Source organism: Sphingopyxis solisilvae, assembly GCF_015475875.1.
Classification (GTDB): domain Bacteria; phylum Pseudomonadota; class Alphaproteobacteria; order Sphingomonadales; family Sphingomonadaceae; genus Sphingopyxis; species Sphingopyxis solisilvae.
Window position 1 is genome coordinate 1 of record NZ_JADKYM010000010.1, and the last position, 13,006, is coordinate 13,006.

At 66.3% G+C, this 13,006-nt stretch carries 13 protein-coding genes and 1 pseudogene; 11 read left to right on the forward strand and 3 right to left on the reverse strand.

Features of this window, described 5'->3' with window-relative positions; genetic code table 11:
• The 3 genes and pseudogenes from IR187_RS08800 to IR187_RS08810 all read left to right on the forward strand — a co-directional run.
• Positions 1 to 549, forward strand: a pseudogene (locus IR187_RS08800) (RDD family protein); the annotation flags it as partial.
• Between the two features lie 4 nt (positions 550 to 553).
• On the forward strand, positions 554 to 1,225 hold the full coding sequence (locus IR187_RS08805; protein ID WP_228765668.1) for a nitroreductase: 672 nt from the start codon (positions 554 to 556) through the stop codon (positions 1,223 to 1,225).
• A gap of 2 nt (positions 1,226 to 1,227) precedes the next feature.
• Positions 1,228 to 1,734: a hypothetical protein gene (locus IR187_RS08810; protein WP_228765669.1), complete on the forward strand. Its 507-nt coding sequence runs from the start codon at positions 1,228 to 1,230 to the stop codon at positions 1,732 to 1,734.
• A gap of 146 nt (positions 1,735 to 1,880) precedes the next feature.
• Here the strand turns inward: IR187_RS08810 and IR187_RS08815 are convergent, their stop codons facing one another.
• Positions 1,881 to 2,315, reverse strand: a complete 435-nt coding sequence (locus IR187_RS08815; protein ID WP_194954243.1) for a hypothetical protein — start codon at positions 2,313 to 2,315, stop codon at positions 1,881 to 1,883.
• A 107-nt stretch (positions 2,316 to 2,422) separates the two neighbouring features.
• Here IR187_RS08815 and gyrB point away from each other — a divergent pair, with 107 nt between their 5' ends.
• Both gyrB and IR187_RS08825 read left to right on the forward strand, forming a co-directional pair.
• A complete protein-coding gene (gyrB, locus tag IR187_RS08820; protein ID WP_194954244.1) occupies positions 2,423 to 4,999 on the forward strand; it encodes a DNA topoisomerase (ATP-hydrolyzing) subunit B in 2,577 nt (858 codons plus the stop codon).
• Between the two features lie 153 nt (positions 5,000 to 5,152).
• Entirely contained in the window at positions 5,153 to 5,539 is a 387-nt protein-coding gene (locus IR187_RS08825) for a septal ring lytic transglycosylase RlpA family protein (RefSeq protein ID WP_228765670.1), read from the forward strand.
• 42 nt (positions 5,540 to 5,581) lie between these two features.
• Here the strand turns inward: IR187_RS08825 and IR187_RS08830 are convergent, their stop codons facing one another.
• Positions 5,582 to 6,511 carry a glutaminase gene (locus IR187_RS08830; RefSeq protein ID WP_194954246.1) on the reverse strand — a complete coding sequence of 310 codons (930 nt, stop codon included), beginning with the start codon at positions 6,509 to 6,511 and terminating at the stop codon, positions 5,582 to 5,584.
• Between the two features lie 97 nt (positions 6,512 to 6,608).
• On the opposite strand from IR187_RS08830, the gene IR187_RS08835 reads away from it, so the two are divergent.
• From IR187_RS08835 to IR187_RS08845, 3 genes are read left to right on the forward strand one after another with little or no spacing between them, the layout of a single operon-like run.
• Positions 6,609 to 7,082, forward strand: a complete 474-nt coding sequence (locus IR187_RS08835; RefSeq protein WP_194954247.1) for a VOC family protein — start codon at positions 6,609 to 6,611, stop codon at positions 7,080 to 7,082.
• Positions 7,079 to 7,405 carry an ArsR/SmtB family transcription factor gene (locus tag IR187_RS08840; RefSeq protein WP_194954248.1) on the forward strand — a complete coding sequence of 109 codons (327 nt, stop codon included), beginning with the start codon at positions 7,079 to 7,081 and terminating at the stop codon, positions 7,403 to 7,405. The genes IR187_RS08835 and IR187_RS08840 overlap by 4 nt, the downstream gene beginning before the upstream one ends.
• A complete protein-coding gene (locus IR187_RS08845; RefSeq protein ID WP_194954249.1) occupies positions 7,402 to 7,869 on the forward strand; it encodes an SRPBCC domain-containing protein in 468 nt (155 codons plus the stop codon). Before IR187_RS08840 ends, IR187_RS08845 begins: the two co-directional genes overlap by 4 nt.
• 37 nt (positions 7,870 to 7,906) lie before the next feature.
• Here IR187_RS08845 and IR187_RS08850 read toward each other — a convergent pair whose 3' ends face one another.
• Positions 7,907 to 8,323: a contact-dependent growth inhibition system immunity protein gene (locus IR187_RS08850; protein WP_194954250.1), complete on the reverse strand. Its 417-nt coding sequence runs from the start codon at positions 8,321 to 8,323 to the stop codon at positions 7,907 to 7,909.
• A gap of 264 nt (positions 8,324 to 8,587) precedes the next feature.
• On the opposite strand from IR187_RS08850, the gene IR187_RS08855 reads away from it, so the two are divergent.
• From IR187_RS08855 to pdeM, 3 genes are all read left to right on the forward strand, one after another.
• Positions 8,588 to 10,996: a ligase-associated DNA damage response DEXH box helicase gene (locus IR187_RS08855; protein ID WP_194954251.1), complete on the forward strand. Its 2,409-nt coding sequence runs from the start codon at positions 8,588 to 8,590 to the stop codon at positions 10,994 to 10,996.
• 84 nt (positions 10,997 to 11,080) lie between these two features.
• Entirely contained in the window at positions 11,081 to 12,115 is a 1,035-nt protein-coding gene (locus IR187_RS08860; protein ID WP_194954252.1) for a retroviral-like aspartic protease family protein, read from the forward strand.
• A 40-nt stretch (positions 12,116 to 12,155) separates the two neighbouring features.
• On the forward strand, positions 12,156 to 12,893 hold the full coding sequence (pdeM, locus tag IR187_RS08865; RefSeq protein ID WP_194954253.1) for a ligase-associated DNA damage response endonuclease PdeM: 738 nt from the start codon (positions 12,156 to 12,158) through the stop codon (positions 12,891 to 12,893).
• The last annotated feature ends 113 nt before the right edge of the window (positions 12,894 to 13,006 follow it).

Here is a 13,006-nt window from a genome sequence, read left to right on the forward strand (position 1 = left end):
ACCCGCGTCGTCGCGCGCGACGGCGGCCGCCTGACCGCCGATGCGGTGGTCGCGCGCAACCTGATCCGCGAGCTCGAGCTGTTCCTGCCGCTGATGATGCTCGGCGTGGGCGCGGCCGAGGATGCGGTGTCGGGGTGGACCATGGCGGCGGGGGTGCTGTGGTCGCTGACGCTCAGCCTGTTCCTGCTGTTCAACCGCGACCGGATGCGGATGGGCGACCTGATCGCCGGGACGTGGGTGGTGATGGCGCAGCGGGTGAAGCTCGACGCCGACATCGCGACCGGCAGCGCGGGCGATGCGATGCAGTTCAGCGAGGCCGAGCTGTCGGTCTACGGCATCTTCGAATTGCAGGAGCTCGAACGGGTGCTGCGCGGCAAGGATGCGCGCGCGATGCGCGAGGTCGCCGACACGATCCGCGCCAAAATCGGCCGCCCGGTCGCCGAAGAGGATGACGTGTTCCTGCTCAGCTACTATCGCCAATTGAAATCCCGGCTCGAACGCAAATTGCTGTTCGGCAAACGGCGAGAGGATAAATATGCCAGCGACTGACCCGATGTCCGTAACCGCCGCGCTGCATCAGCGCCGATCGATCCGCAAATTCACCGACCAGCCCGTCGATCCCGCACTTCTGCGCGACATTTTCGCCGCGGCGCAGCGCGCGCCGTCAGGGGGCAATCTTCAGCCCTGGCAAGCGACGGTGGTCACCGGCGACCGCTGGGCGGCGGTCAAGGACGCGGTCGCCGCACGGCTCGCAATGGGGCGCGAGGGCTATGAGCCCGAATATGACATTTATCCCAAAGGGCTGACCGATCCGTGGGAAACCCGGCGCTTCGGGGTCGGCGAGGGGCTTTACGCCGCGCTCGGCATCCCGCGCGAGGACAAGGCGGGGCGGCTCGCTCAGTTCGTGGAGAATTACCGGGGTTTCGGCGCACCGGTGATGCTTTTCCTGCACTGCTCGCGCATCATGGGGCCGCCGCAGTGGTCGGACATGGGCATGTGGCTGCAATCGGTGATGCTGCTGCTCGTCGAATATGGCCTTGCCAGCTGCCCGCAGGAATGCTGGGCGATGTATGGCCAGACGGTGCGGGAGACGCTGGCGCTGGGCGACGACCAGATTTTGTTCACCGGGCTGGCGATCGGCTATGCCGACGAAGGCGCCGCGGTGAACCAGTGGCCGGTGCCGCGCGTCGGACTGGACGAAGTGATCGATTGGCAGGGATTTTGAATATGGATCGGCAGGCGATGTGGACACGATATGGGCTGATGGTGCCCGTGATGCTGGCGGTCGCCGGTTGCGCCGCGGTGCCGACCCCAGCCGCGCCCCCGCCGCAGCCCGCCCCGGTTGCCGCCGCGCCAGCCCCGGCGCCGCTGCCGACTCCGAGCCGCGGCTGGGAAGAACGCGCCGTCGATGCGGGTAGCTGGCGTTATGACGCGGGCAGCCGCGCTGCGACCTTCGTTCCGACCGGCAGCGCTAATCCGCTGCTGACGATGGCGTGTAGCGGCGGCGGCATTCGCCTGACTTCGGCGCTTACTGGCGATGTCAGCCTGCGGACCAGCGCCGGAACCGACCAGATCCGCTTCGATGGCGGCAGCGCGACGTTGCCCAGCCGCGACCCGCGGCTCGACCGCATCGCGTTCAGCCGCGGCCGCTTCGCGCTCGAAACGCCGGGGGGCGGCGCGCTGACGCTGGCGGTGCAGGCCGAGATCGGCCGGGTGATCGAGGATTGCCGGTAGAAAGATCCTCCCTGTCGCGTAGCGATGGGGAGGTGGCAGCGCGAAGCGCTGACGGAGGGGCGATTACACTACCGTCGCGGCCCTTCCACCCCTTGCTTCGCAAGCGGTTCCCCTCCCCATGGCTTCGCCACAGGGAGGATTGGCGGTTATCCCCCCAACTCCACCGTCCCGCCGCGGATCCATCCCCAGCGGCACGGCCCCTGATATTCGCGAGCGCTCGCCACCGACTTGCCAACCCCGCACATGTCGGGATCGGTCCCGGGAGCGGCGAACACCACCCCGAACCAGGCGTCGTCGTCGGTCGCCTCGCACAGCGACAGGCGTGCCCCGCCGGCCAGTTTGGCCTTGACCGCGCGCGTTTCGCCCGGCGCCCAGTATACATCGGTGCCACCCGCATTGACCCGGCTGATGCTCGAGCAGGCGGGCAGGCTCGGCCCCTCGGTGCCGATCATCACCGCGCGCGTCGCGAGCGGTTCGCCGGCGACCGCGGGCGCGTTTTCGGGTGGCGGTGCGGGCTGGCTGCATGCGGCGAGCGACAGGACGGCGAGCGCCGCAACGGCGGAAAGCGAAAGCTGTTTCATGGCGCCGAATCTAGCGGCCGCGCCGCGGCGGCGCAACGCCCCCTGCCAAAGCAGCAAGATCCGCATTTTCGCTTGGGTTTTGCGGCCCCCGACCCTATATAATCGATATGACGGACACGCCTGAAACCAGCGCGCCGAGCGCGCCTTCCAACCAGCCCAACACCAACGCCTATGGCGCCGATTCGATCAAGGTTCTCAAAGGCCTGGACGCGGTGCGCAAACGGCCGGGGATGTATATCGGCGACACCGACGACGGGTCGGGGCTGCATCACATGGTGTTCGAGGTCAGCGACAATGCGATCGACGAGGCGCTGGCGGGGCATTGCGACCTGGTCCTGATCACCTTGAACAGTGACGGATCGGTCAGCGTCGAGGACAATGGTCGCGGTATTCCGACCGGCATCCATGCCGAAGAAGGCATTTCGGCGGCCGAGGTCATCATGACCCAGCTTCACGCGGGCGGGAAGTTCGAGAACACCAGCGACGACAATGCGTACAAGGTGTCGGGCGGTCTGCACGGCGTCGGTGTGTCGGTGGTGAACGCGCTCAGCGAATGGCTGGAACTCACGATCTGGCGCGACGGCGAAGAGCATTGGATGCGCTTCGAACATGGCGATTCGGTTGCGCCGCTCAAGGTCAACGGGCCTGCTCCGGCGGGAAAGAAGGGAACGCGCGTGACCTTCATGGCGTCGACCGACACGTTCAAGAACGTCACCGAGTTCGATTTCGAGAAGCTCGAACATCGCTACCGCGAGCTCGCCTTCCTCAATTCGGGCGTCCGGATCAAGCTGGTCGACGCGCGCCACGCCGAGCATGTCAGCCATGATCTGTTCTACGAGGGCGGCATCGCGGCGTTCGTCAAATATCTCGACCGCAACAAGAATCCGCTGCTCCCCGATCCGATCGCGATCAGCAGCGAGCGCGACGGCATCGGCATCGACGTCGCGCTCGAGTGGAACGACAGCTATTACGAAAATGTGCTGTGTTTCACCAACAACATCCCGCAGCGCGACGGCGGCACGCACCTTGCCGCTTTCCGCGCGGCGCTGACGCGCACCTTGAACGGCTATGGTGAGAAGTCGGGCATCCTCAAGAAGGAAAAGGTCAGCCTGACCGGCGAGGATATGCGCGAAGGGCTCACCGCAATCGTCTCGGTCAAGCTGCCCGACCCCAAATTCAGTTCGCAGACCAAGGACAAGCTGGTGTCGTCCGAAGTCCGCCAGCCGCTCGAAAGCCTGATGGCCGACCGGATGACCGAATGGCTCGAGGAAAATCCCGCCTATGCCAAGGCGGTGATCCAGAAGGTCATCGACGCCGCCGCGGCGCGCGAGGCCGCGAAAAAGGCGCGCGAGCTGACGCGGCGCAAGGGCGCGATGGACATCGCCTCGCTGCCCGGCAAGCTCGCCGATTGCCAGGAACGCGACCCGGCAAAGTGCGAACTCTTCCTGGTCGAGGGCGATTCGGCAGGCGGATCGGCGAAGCAGGGCCGCGACCGGCATGTGCAGGCGATCCTGCCCTTGAAGGGCAAAATCCTGAACGTCGAGCGCGCGCGCTTCGATCGCATCATCTCGTCGAAGGAAGTCGGCACGTTGATCCAGGCGCTCGGCGCCGGCATCCGCGACGAGTTCAACATTGAAAAGCTGCGCTATCACAAGATTGTGATCATGACCGACGCCGACGTCGACGGCGCGCATATCCGCACGTTGCTGCTCACCTTCTTCTATCGCCAGATGCCCGAGATCATCGAGAACGGGCACCTCTACATCGCCCAGCCGCCGCTCTACAAAGTCGCCAAGGGGCGGAGCGAGGTCTACCTCAAGGACGACAGCGCGCTCGAAAATTATCTCGTCGACGGCGGCATCGACGCGCTGATGCTCGAAACCACCGGCGGTGCGCGGTCGGGCGCCGATCTGCGCAGCCTGATCGAACATGGCCGTCGCCTGCGTGCGCTGATGCGCTATGTCCCGCGCGGCCATAATTACGAGCTGGTCGAGGCGCTGGCGCTGAACGGCGCGCTCGATCCGGCGCTCGACAGCGCGGGCCGCACCGCCGCCGCCGCGCGCGCCGCCGAATGGCTCAACGCCGCCGAACGCGCGCTGACCGGCGGCGCCGAGGCGAAATGGACGATCACGGCCGCGGGCGGCGGCTACACACTCGAAAAACGCTGGCGCGGGGTCAGCGACCATCATGCGATCGACGCCGCGTTCCTGGCAAGCCAGGAGGCGCGCCGACTCCACACGCTCGCCGCCGAACAGGCCGAAACCTATGCCCATCCGGCGCGACTGGTAAAGGGTAGCAGCGCCGCGGCGCTCGCCGCCGATGCGGCTGCGATCGCCGCGGCCGAAGCCGCCGAGGACGATGCCGAAGCGAGCGACAGCGACCTGCCCGCCGCCACTGTCGGGAAGGTCACGCCGATCACCCGCCCGTCGGAGCTGCTCGAGGCGATTTTTGCGCATAGCCGCAAGGGCTTGGCGATCAGCCGCTACAAGGGGCTGGGCGAGATGAATGCCGAGCAGTTGTGGGAAACGACGCTCGATCCCGCGAACCGTTCGCTGCTGCGCGTCGAGGCCGAACAGGCCGATGTCGCGCATGAAATCTTTGAGCGGCTGATGGGCGACGAGGTCGAGCCGCGGCGCGAATTCATCCAGACCAACGCGCTGTCGGTGGCCAATCTGGACGTGTGATTTCGCCGATCGTTCCACTGGAACGGCCCCGAAAATGCACGTCCGGACGCAAAATCATGTCCGTTTAACGCGCGGCGGCTTGCTCCGGCACGCCGCCGCTGCTCTTGGCGCCTCCTCTGACAAGGGGATGATGTCATGCGGGCCTTTTCCGCCATGCTGATACCGCTTCTGCTGACCGTTTCGGCGGCGGCGCAGGAAGTCGAGATTGCCGCGAACCCGATCGCCGAGATTGCCGAGGCCACCGAAATCGATGGCGGTACGGCGAGCTATTACGGTCGCGAGCTGGCGGGCAACCGCACCGCGAGCGGCGAGCGCTTCGATCCCGGCCAGCTGACCGCGGCGCACCGCACGCTGCCGTTCGGCAGTTTGGTGCGCGTTACCAACATGGCCAATGGCGACAGCGTCGTCGTGCGCATCAACGACCGCGGCCCCTTTCATCGCGGCCGCGTGATCGACGTCAGCCACGCCGCCGCGCGCGAAATCGGCATGCACCGCAGCGGTACCGCGCGCGTGAAACTGGCGCTGCTCGCCGACGATTGAGAACGGACGCTAGCCCAGGACTGGGGACACAGCCCGCCCACCTCAATCGAACACCGACCACCCCGCCGCATAGGCAAAATGTTCGAGTGCCGCGGCGCCCGCCAGCGACGTTCCCGCTTCGTTAAGCCCCGGTGACCAGACCGCGATCGACCCCTGTCCCGGCGCGATGCAGAGGATGCCGCCGCCGACCCCGCTCTTGCCCGGCAGGCCGACGCGAAAGGCGAATTCGCCCGAATTGTCATAATGGCCGCACAGCATCATAATCGCGTTGATGCGCCGCGCGCGGTGCGGCTCGATCAGCTGCTCGCCGGTCAGCGGGTCGTGGCCCTCCATCGCCAGGAACAGCCCGGCGCGCGCGAGCTGGCGGCACGACATGGCGATCGCGCACTGGCGGAAATAAACGCCGACCACCGTTTCGACCGGATGCCTGAGGTTGCCAAAGGCGTCCATGAAATGCGCCAGGCTGCGGTTGCGCGCGCCGGTTTTGGATTCGGACGAAGCGACGTCAAAGTCGATCGCGACACTGTCGTCGCCCGCCCGCGCGCGCATGAAGTCCACGATTTCGTCGGCCACCGCATCGCAGCTCCGTCCGTCGATCAGCCGGTCGGTTGTCGCGATCGCCCCGGCGTTGATCAGCGGGTTGCGCGGGATGCCATGCTCGCTTTCGAGCTGGACGACCGAATTGAACGCGCTGCCCGACGGCTCGCGCCCGACGCTGGTCCACAGGTCGCTGCCGACGCGGCGTAGCGCGAGCGCCAGCGTGAACACCTTCGACACCGACTGGATCGAAAAGGCCTCGTCGGCATCGCCCGACGTGTGGACGGTGCCGTCGGGAAGCGCGAGCGCAAAGCCGAGTTTCGCCGGATCGACCTTGGCCAGCGCGGGAATATAGTCGGCGACCTTGCCCCGCCCGCAAAGCGGGAGTGCCGCCTGATAGGCTTCGCGGACGGATTCTTCGATCGATTGGGTCATGGCTCGGCTCTATCATCTTTTTTGCAAAATATTATTTTCAATTTTCAGAAATTATTCTAACGATGAGAAATCAAATCTCGAATCAAAGGAGAATCCGGTGACCGAAGCGCAACGACCGAAGGGGCTGGCGAGCACCGTCTGCTATCGCGATCCCAACGCCGCCTATCGCTGGCTGGAGGAGGCGTTCTGTTTCGAACCGCTCTTCGCCCTCGTCGATGCCGACGGCAAGCTTGCCCATGGCGAAATGACCTTTGGCGCGTCGGTCGTGATGGTCGGCTCCGAATGGTCCGACGATCATAAAAGCCCGCAATCGATCGGCGGCAAGAATACCCAGTCGGTGAGCGTCCAGCTCGCCCTCGGCGAAGACATCGACGCGCATTGCGACGCTGCGCGCGCCGCGGGCGCCGAAATCGTCGCGCCGCCCGCCACGCAATTTTACGGCGACCGCACCTACCGCGCCAAGGATCCCGAGGGGCATATCTGGTCGTTTGGTGTCACCGTCGAGGCGAAAACGCCGAGCGAATGGGACGCCGCGGGCGGCTTCACCACCAAGACGCGGCTCGACGATTGAGCGCGGCGCTCGACCGGACGCTCGGCGCGCTCGCCGACCCGGTACGGCGGCGCGCGATCGAACTGCTCGGCCGGCGACCGCGCAGCGCGGGCGAGCTCGCGCGCGAACTCGGCCTCGCGCCGCCCGCGATGAGCCGGCACCTGAAGGCGCTGAAGGACGGCGGGCTGGTCGAGGACGGCCACCCCGCGTTCGACGCGCGCGTGCGCATCTATTCGCTGAAGGGCGGCGCGACCGCCGAACTCAAGCAGTGGCTTGCCGAAACCGAGGCGCTGTGGACGCACCAGCTTGCCGCGTTCAAGGCGCATGTCGAGGGCGGCGAATGAGCGCCGCGGTCATCGTCGCGCTGCGCGTCGCGGCGACGCCGCAGGCGGCGTTCACCGTCTTCACCCGCGACATCGGCATCTGGTGGCAAAGCCATCCGCTGTTCCAGCTCAGCCGGCGCGGCGACGGGACGCTGCGCTTCGATCCCGCGGGCCCGGACGGCCGCCTCGTCACGCGCTTCGACGACGGCTGCGAGTGGGAAATCGGCCCCGTCCGCCACTGGCTGCCCGGCGAGCGGCTGGCCTTCGGCTGGCGCCTGCCGAGCTTCAGCGACGATCAGGCGACCGAGGTCGATGTCCGTTTCGAAGCGATCGGCGCCGAAACGCGCGTCACGGTCGAACATCGCGGCTGGGACAGCATCCCGCAAAACCATGTCGCGCGCCACGGCTTCGAACTGATGCTGCTCCAACGAAGGTTGGGCGAGCATTGGCGGGGGTTGCTGAAGGCGATGGCGGCGGGGGTGTGAGCGAAGGCCGGTATGGGGTGGGAAGCGGACGTAACATTCAGGAAATCATCCCGCCTTCGCCAGGAAGATCAAGACTTGCCCGAAAAGCCTCATTTTCCTCCGGTCCACTGTTGAGCGCTCGCTGATAAAGCGAAGCCAGTTGTGCACGATAATTGGGACGAGCGGCCCAGACCTCAGGTTCGCATCGAAGGAAACTGGAGAGGACGTCGCCCGGGTAATAACCTCCGTCGAACAAAGGATTATTTTCCAGCTTCGGCCAAACGAGATCGAGGATGTAAGGAAACCCATCGCGTTGCATCACGAGGCGACCGATTTCGTCGTCGGACAAATCGCACAACGGCTTCTTCCACGATCTAATGACCCACTCGATCAGTGGCGTCTCCGCGACGTCAGGATCACCAGCACGGAGGCCGGTAAGATCTTCTAGCGTTTTGGTCGGGTCGAACAGTTTCATCGCTTCATTCAGCCGATTTTCTGGATGACCGCAATTGCTCGAAATGCGGCATTCTGTAAAATTCGCGCAGAGGCGCAGAGATCGCAGAGGAGAATGCGCTTCTGCTCTGCGATCTCTGCGCATTTGCGCGAATCCTGTTCCAACACGACCCTTCGGGCAAAAGACCGAAATCGGTCGCTTCCAGCCATTTATCGCCCTGACCAACTTCCTCTGCCCTCATCCGAAACGCTTGCCCCCGCGTCCTGCGACCGCCACATCGTCCACATGCGCCTCCCCGCCGCCTTCACCGACTGGTTCGCCGCGCGCGGGTGGCGGCTGCGGCGGCATCAGGCGGATATGCTCGCGGCAGCCGAACGCGGCGATCATGCGCTGCTCGTCGCCGCGACGGGCGCGGGCAAGACGCTTGCGGGTTTCCTGCCCAGCCTCGTCGATCTCGCCGCGCATCCCTCCGACCGGCTGCACACCCTCTATGTCTCGCCGCTCAAGGCATTGGCCGCCGACGTCGAGCGCAATCTGCTCGGCCCGATCGCCGACATGGGCCTCGCCATCAGCGTCGAAAGCCGCAGCGGCGATACCAGTTCGGACAAAAAGGCGCGCCAGCGCAGTCGCCCGCCCAACATATTGCTGACCACCCCCGAATCGCTGTCTTTGCTGATCTCCTATCCCGACAGTTTCACGATGTTCGCCGACCTCCAGACCGTCGTGATCGACGAGATTCACGCCTTTGCACCGGGCAAGCGCGGCGACTTGCTCAGCCTCGCGCTGGCGCGGCTCCAGCATATCGCCCCCGGCTTACGCCGCGTCGGCCTGTCGGCGACGATCGCCGACCCCGACCAGTATCGCGCCTGGCTCGCGCCCGACGCTGACGCGGACAAGGTCGCGCTCGTCGCGGGCGAGGCGGGGGCCGATCCCGACATTTCCATCCTGCTGCCCGAGGGTGCGGTGCCCTGGGCGGGGCATTCGGGGCGCTGGGCGGTGCATCAGGTGATGGCGGAGGTCGCGCGCAACCGCACGACGATCATCTTCTGCAACACGCGCGGGCTGGCCGAGCTGATCTTTCAGGAGCTGTGGAAGGTCAACGACCTCAGCTTGCCGATCGCAATCCATCACGGCAGCCTCGACCGCGAGGCGCGTCAGCGTGCCGAGGCGGCAATGGCCGAAGGGCGGCTGCGCGCGCTCGTTGCGACCTCCAGCCTCGACCTCGGGCTCGATTGGGGCGATGTCGATTGCGTGATCCAGATGGGCGCGCCCAAGGGGTCGTCGCGGCTGCTCCAGCGGATCGGGCGCGCCAACCACCGCCTCGACGAGCCGAGCAAGGCGCTGATCGTGCCCGGCAACCGCTTTGAGTATCTGGAGGCACAGGCGGCGTTGGATGCCGTCGAAGCGGGCGAGCGCGATGCCGACCGCTTTCGCCCCGGCGCGCTCGACGTGCTGGCGCAGCATGTCATGGCGATGGCGTGCGCGGCGCCGTTCCGGGAGGACCAACTGCTCGCCGAAATCCGCGCGGCGGCGCCTTATGGCTGGATCGACGCCGCGCTGTTCACCCGCCTGCTCGGCTTTGTCCGCGACGGCGGCTACGCGCTCAAAAGTTACGACCGCTTCCGCCGCCTCGCGCCCGACGGGCAGGGCGGGTGGCGCATCGCGCACCCCCGACTGGCGGCGCAGCACCGGCTCAATGCGGGGATCATCGTCGATGCGCCGACGCTCGATGTACGTTTCAAGAACGGCCGCCGCCTCGGCAGCGTCGAGGAATATTTCGCGAGCACGCTGGTCCCCGGCGACACTTTCGCCTTTGCGGGGCTCAGCCTGGAGGTCGAGGGCATCCGCGATACCGACATCCTCGTGCGCGCGACGAGCAAGCCGGCGCGCATCCCGTCCTATGTCGGCGCGCGGATGGCGCTGTCGACGCGGCTCGCCGACCGGGTGCGTGGCTTCCTTGCCGACCCGGCGAGCTGGGCACGCTTTCCGGACGATGTCCGCTTCTGGCTGGAAATGCAGGCGCTGCGCTCGGTACTGCCGCGCCGTGGGGAACTGCTCGTCGAAACCTTCCCGCACGAGGGCAATCATTATCTCGTCGCCTATCCGTTCGAGGGGTGGAACGCGCATCAGTCGCTCGGCATGCTGATCACCAAGCGGATGGAGCGCGCCGGCATGCAGCCGCTGGGCTTCGTCGCTTCCGACTATGCGCTGGCGATCTGGTCGCTCCAGCCGGTGACGCGCCCCGAAACGCTGTTCGACGCCGAAATCCTGTCGGACGAATTTGTCGAATGGGTCGAAAATTCGCACCTGCTCAAGCGCGCCTTCCGCGAGGTCGCGGTGATCGGCGGGCTGATCGAGCGCCAGCATCCGGGCAAGCGCAAGACGGGCAAGCAGGTGACCTTTTCGACCGACCTCATCTTCGATGTGCTGCGCAAATATGAACCCGACCATCTGCTGCTCGAGGCGGCGTGGGCCGATGCGCGCGAGCGGTTGACCGACGTCGCGCGGCTCGGCGACCTGCTCGACCGCGCGGCCGGAACGATGGTTCACCAGAAGCTGGAGCGGATCAGCCCGCTGGCGGTTCCGGTGCTGGTGCTGATCGGGCGCGAAAGCGTGGCGGGCGCCGATGTCGACGATGCGCTGCTCGGCGAGCTGGCGGACAGTCTGGCCGATGCCGCGATGCGCGCCGACTGAGCACCGCGGGCAGGATGCCGACATCGCTTGCCGCACCCCGGCAAGAGGCGTAGGATGACGCAAACCATACCGAGGATGCCCGCGATGACCCACCTTTTGAGGCGGTCGATGTTCTGGACGGCGCTGTTTGTCGCACCGGTACCGGTCGGCGCCAGCCCGACAGAGGCCACTCCGCCGCCACCCGCTCCCGTGCAGGCCGAGCCGCCCGCCGCACCCGAGATGGCCAGCGAGATCGTGCCGTTCATTCAGCCGTTCGACCTGGATGCGACGCGCCGCATGTCGGTGCAGGTGACGATCGGCGGCCAAGGCCCCTTTGCCTTTCTGGTCGATACCGGCGCCGAACGGACGGTGATCGCCCGCGAACTGGCGACCCGGCTCGGGCTGGTCGAAGGCGCCAGGTTGCGCATGGCGACGATCGGCGGATCGGCGACGGTGCCCAGCTTTCGCGTCGCCGCGCTGCAGATGTCGAACCTCCACCTTGCCGCGGTCGATGCGCCGGCCTTTCATGGCCGCCACATCGGGGCGGCGGGGCTGATCGGTGTCGACATGCTGGAGGAACGGCGGGTGCTGATCGATTTCCGCAAGGAGAGGATGGAGATTCGCGAAACGCGGCGGCGGGCGCCGCCGATCATCAACGACGACGACGCGATCATCGTGACGGCGCGCAATTCGGCGGGGCGTCTGATCCTATCAGACGCGCGGTTAAGCGGCCGGCGCATCGATGTGATCGTCGATACCGGCGCACAGACCAGCGTCGGCAATCTGGCGCTGCAAAAATTGGTCACGGAGCGGCGCGCCAACCGTTTTCCCTTTGTCGCGACCGAATTGACCGCCGTGACGGGCGAGGACGTCCCCGCCTTGCGCACCACGATCAAACGCATCGTCATCAACGGCATGGACGTCAATGACCTGAACGTCAGCTTTGCCGACAGCCAGGCCTTTCGCGTCTTGGGGCTGAGCGAACGGCCGGCGCTGCTGCTGGGGATGGATGCGCTGTCGCTGTTCGACCGGATCGAGATCGATTTCCCGAACAAGCGCGTGGTGTTCGACCTGCCCGACGCGGCGCAACGTCCGACTGTGCCGCGGTTCGCCGCCAATATCGCGGGTGAGGGCGGATAGTGCGCTTGCCGCACCGGCAAGCCCTTGCCATAGCGGCGCCATGTCGGTCGCTCCGATCTTCACCTTTGCCGGTCAGGAATTCCGGATGCTGGCCGACCGCGCGCTGTTCTGGCCGCGGCACCGCGTCCTGATCGTCGCCGACCTGCATCTGGAAAAGGCCAGCTGGTACGCGGCGTCGGGACAGCATCTGCCGCCCTATGACAGCCATGACACGCTCGACCGGCTGGCACGGCTGGTCGCCGAAACGGACGCGCGGGCCGTGTGGTTCCTCGGTGACAGTTTCCATGACCGCAACGCGGCGCGGCGGATCGCGCCCGCGGTGGCCGCGCGGCTGCATCGTCTGGCGGCGGCGACCCGGCTGCTGTGGATTGCGGGCAATCACGACGGGCTGAGCGGCGGTGCCTGGGGGGGCAACATCGCCGACGAACATGTCGTCGACGGCATCGTGTTCCGGCACCAGAGCTGGTCGGACGAAACACGCAGCGAAATATCGGGCCATTTTCACCCCAAGCTGCGCACGAACGTCCGCGGCCGCCATCTGTCGCGCCCCTGTTTTGTCGGCGACGCGCAGCGGTTGATTCTGCCCGCCTTTGGCAGCCTGACCGGCGGAATCGCGGTCGACGATGCGGTGATCGCCGAAAATTTTTCCAGCCCCTATCAGGCGATGCTGGTCGCCGGAGGTCGTCGTCTGTGTTTTCCCTGCCCGGGCCGGCCGCGCGATGACGCTACGGCAAGCCGCCCCTTGCGCCGCGGCGCCGCGTCGGAGGGCGTTCGATAGCGCCCTGCGGCGCTGTGGCGAAAAAACATCACCCCCGTAAAAACGACGCAATTACGTGCGTTTCGCTGGATCGTCGGCGCAATTCGATTATGTTCCGCGCGCAACGAGAATAA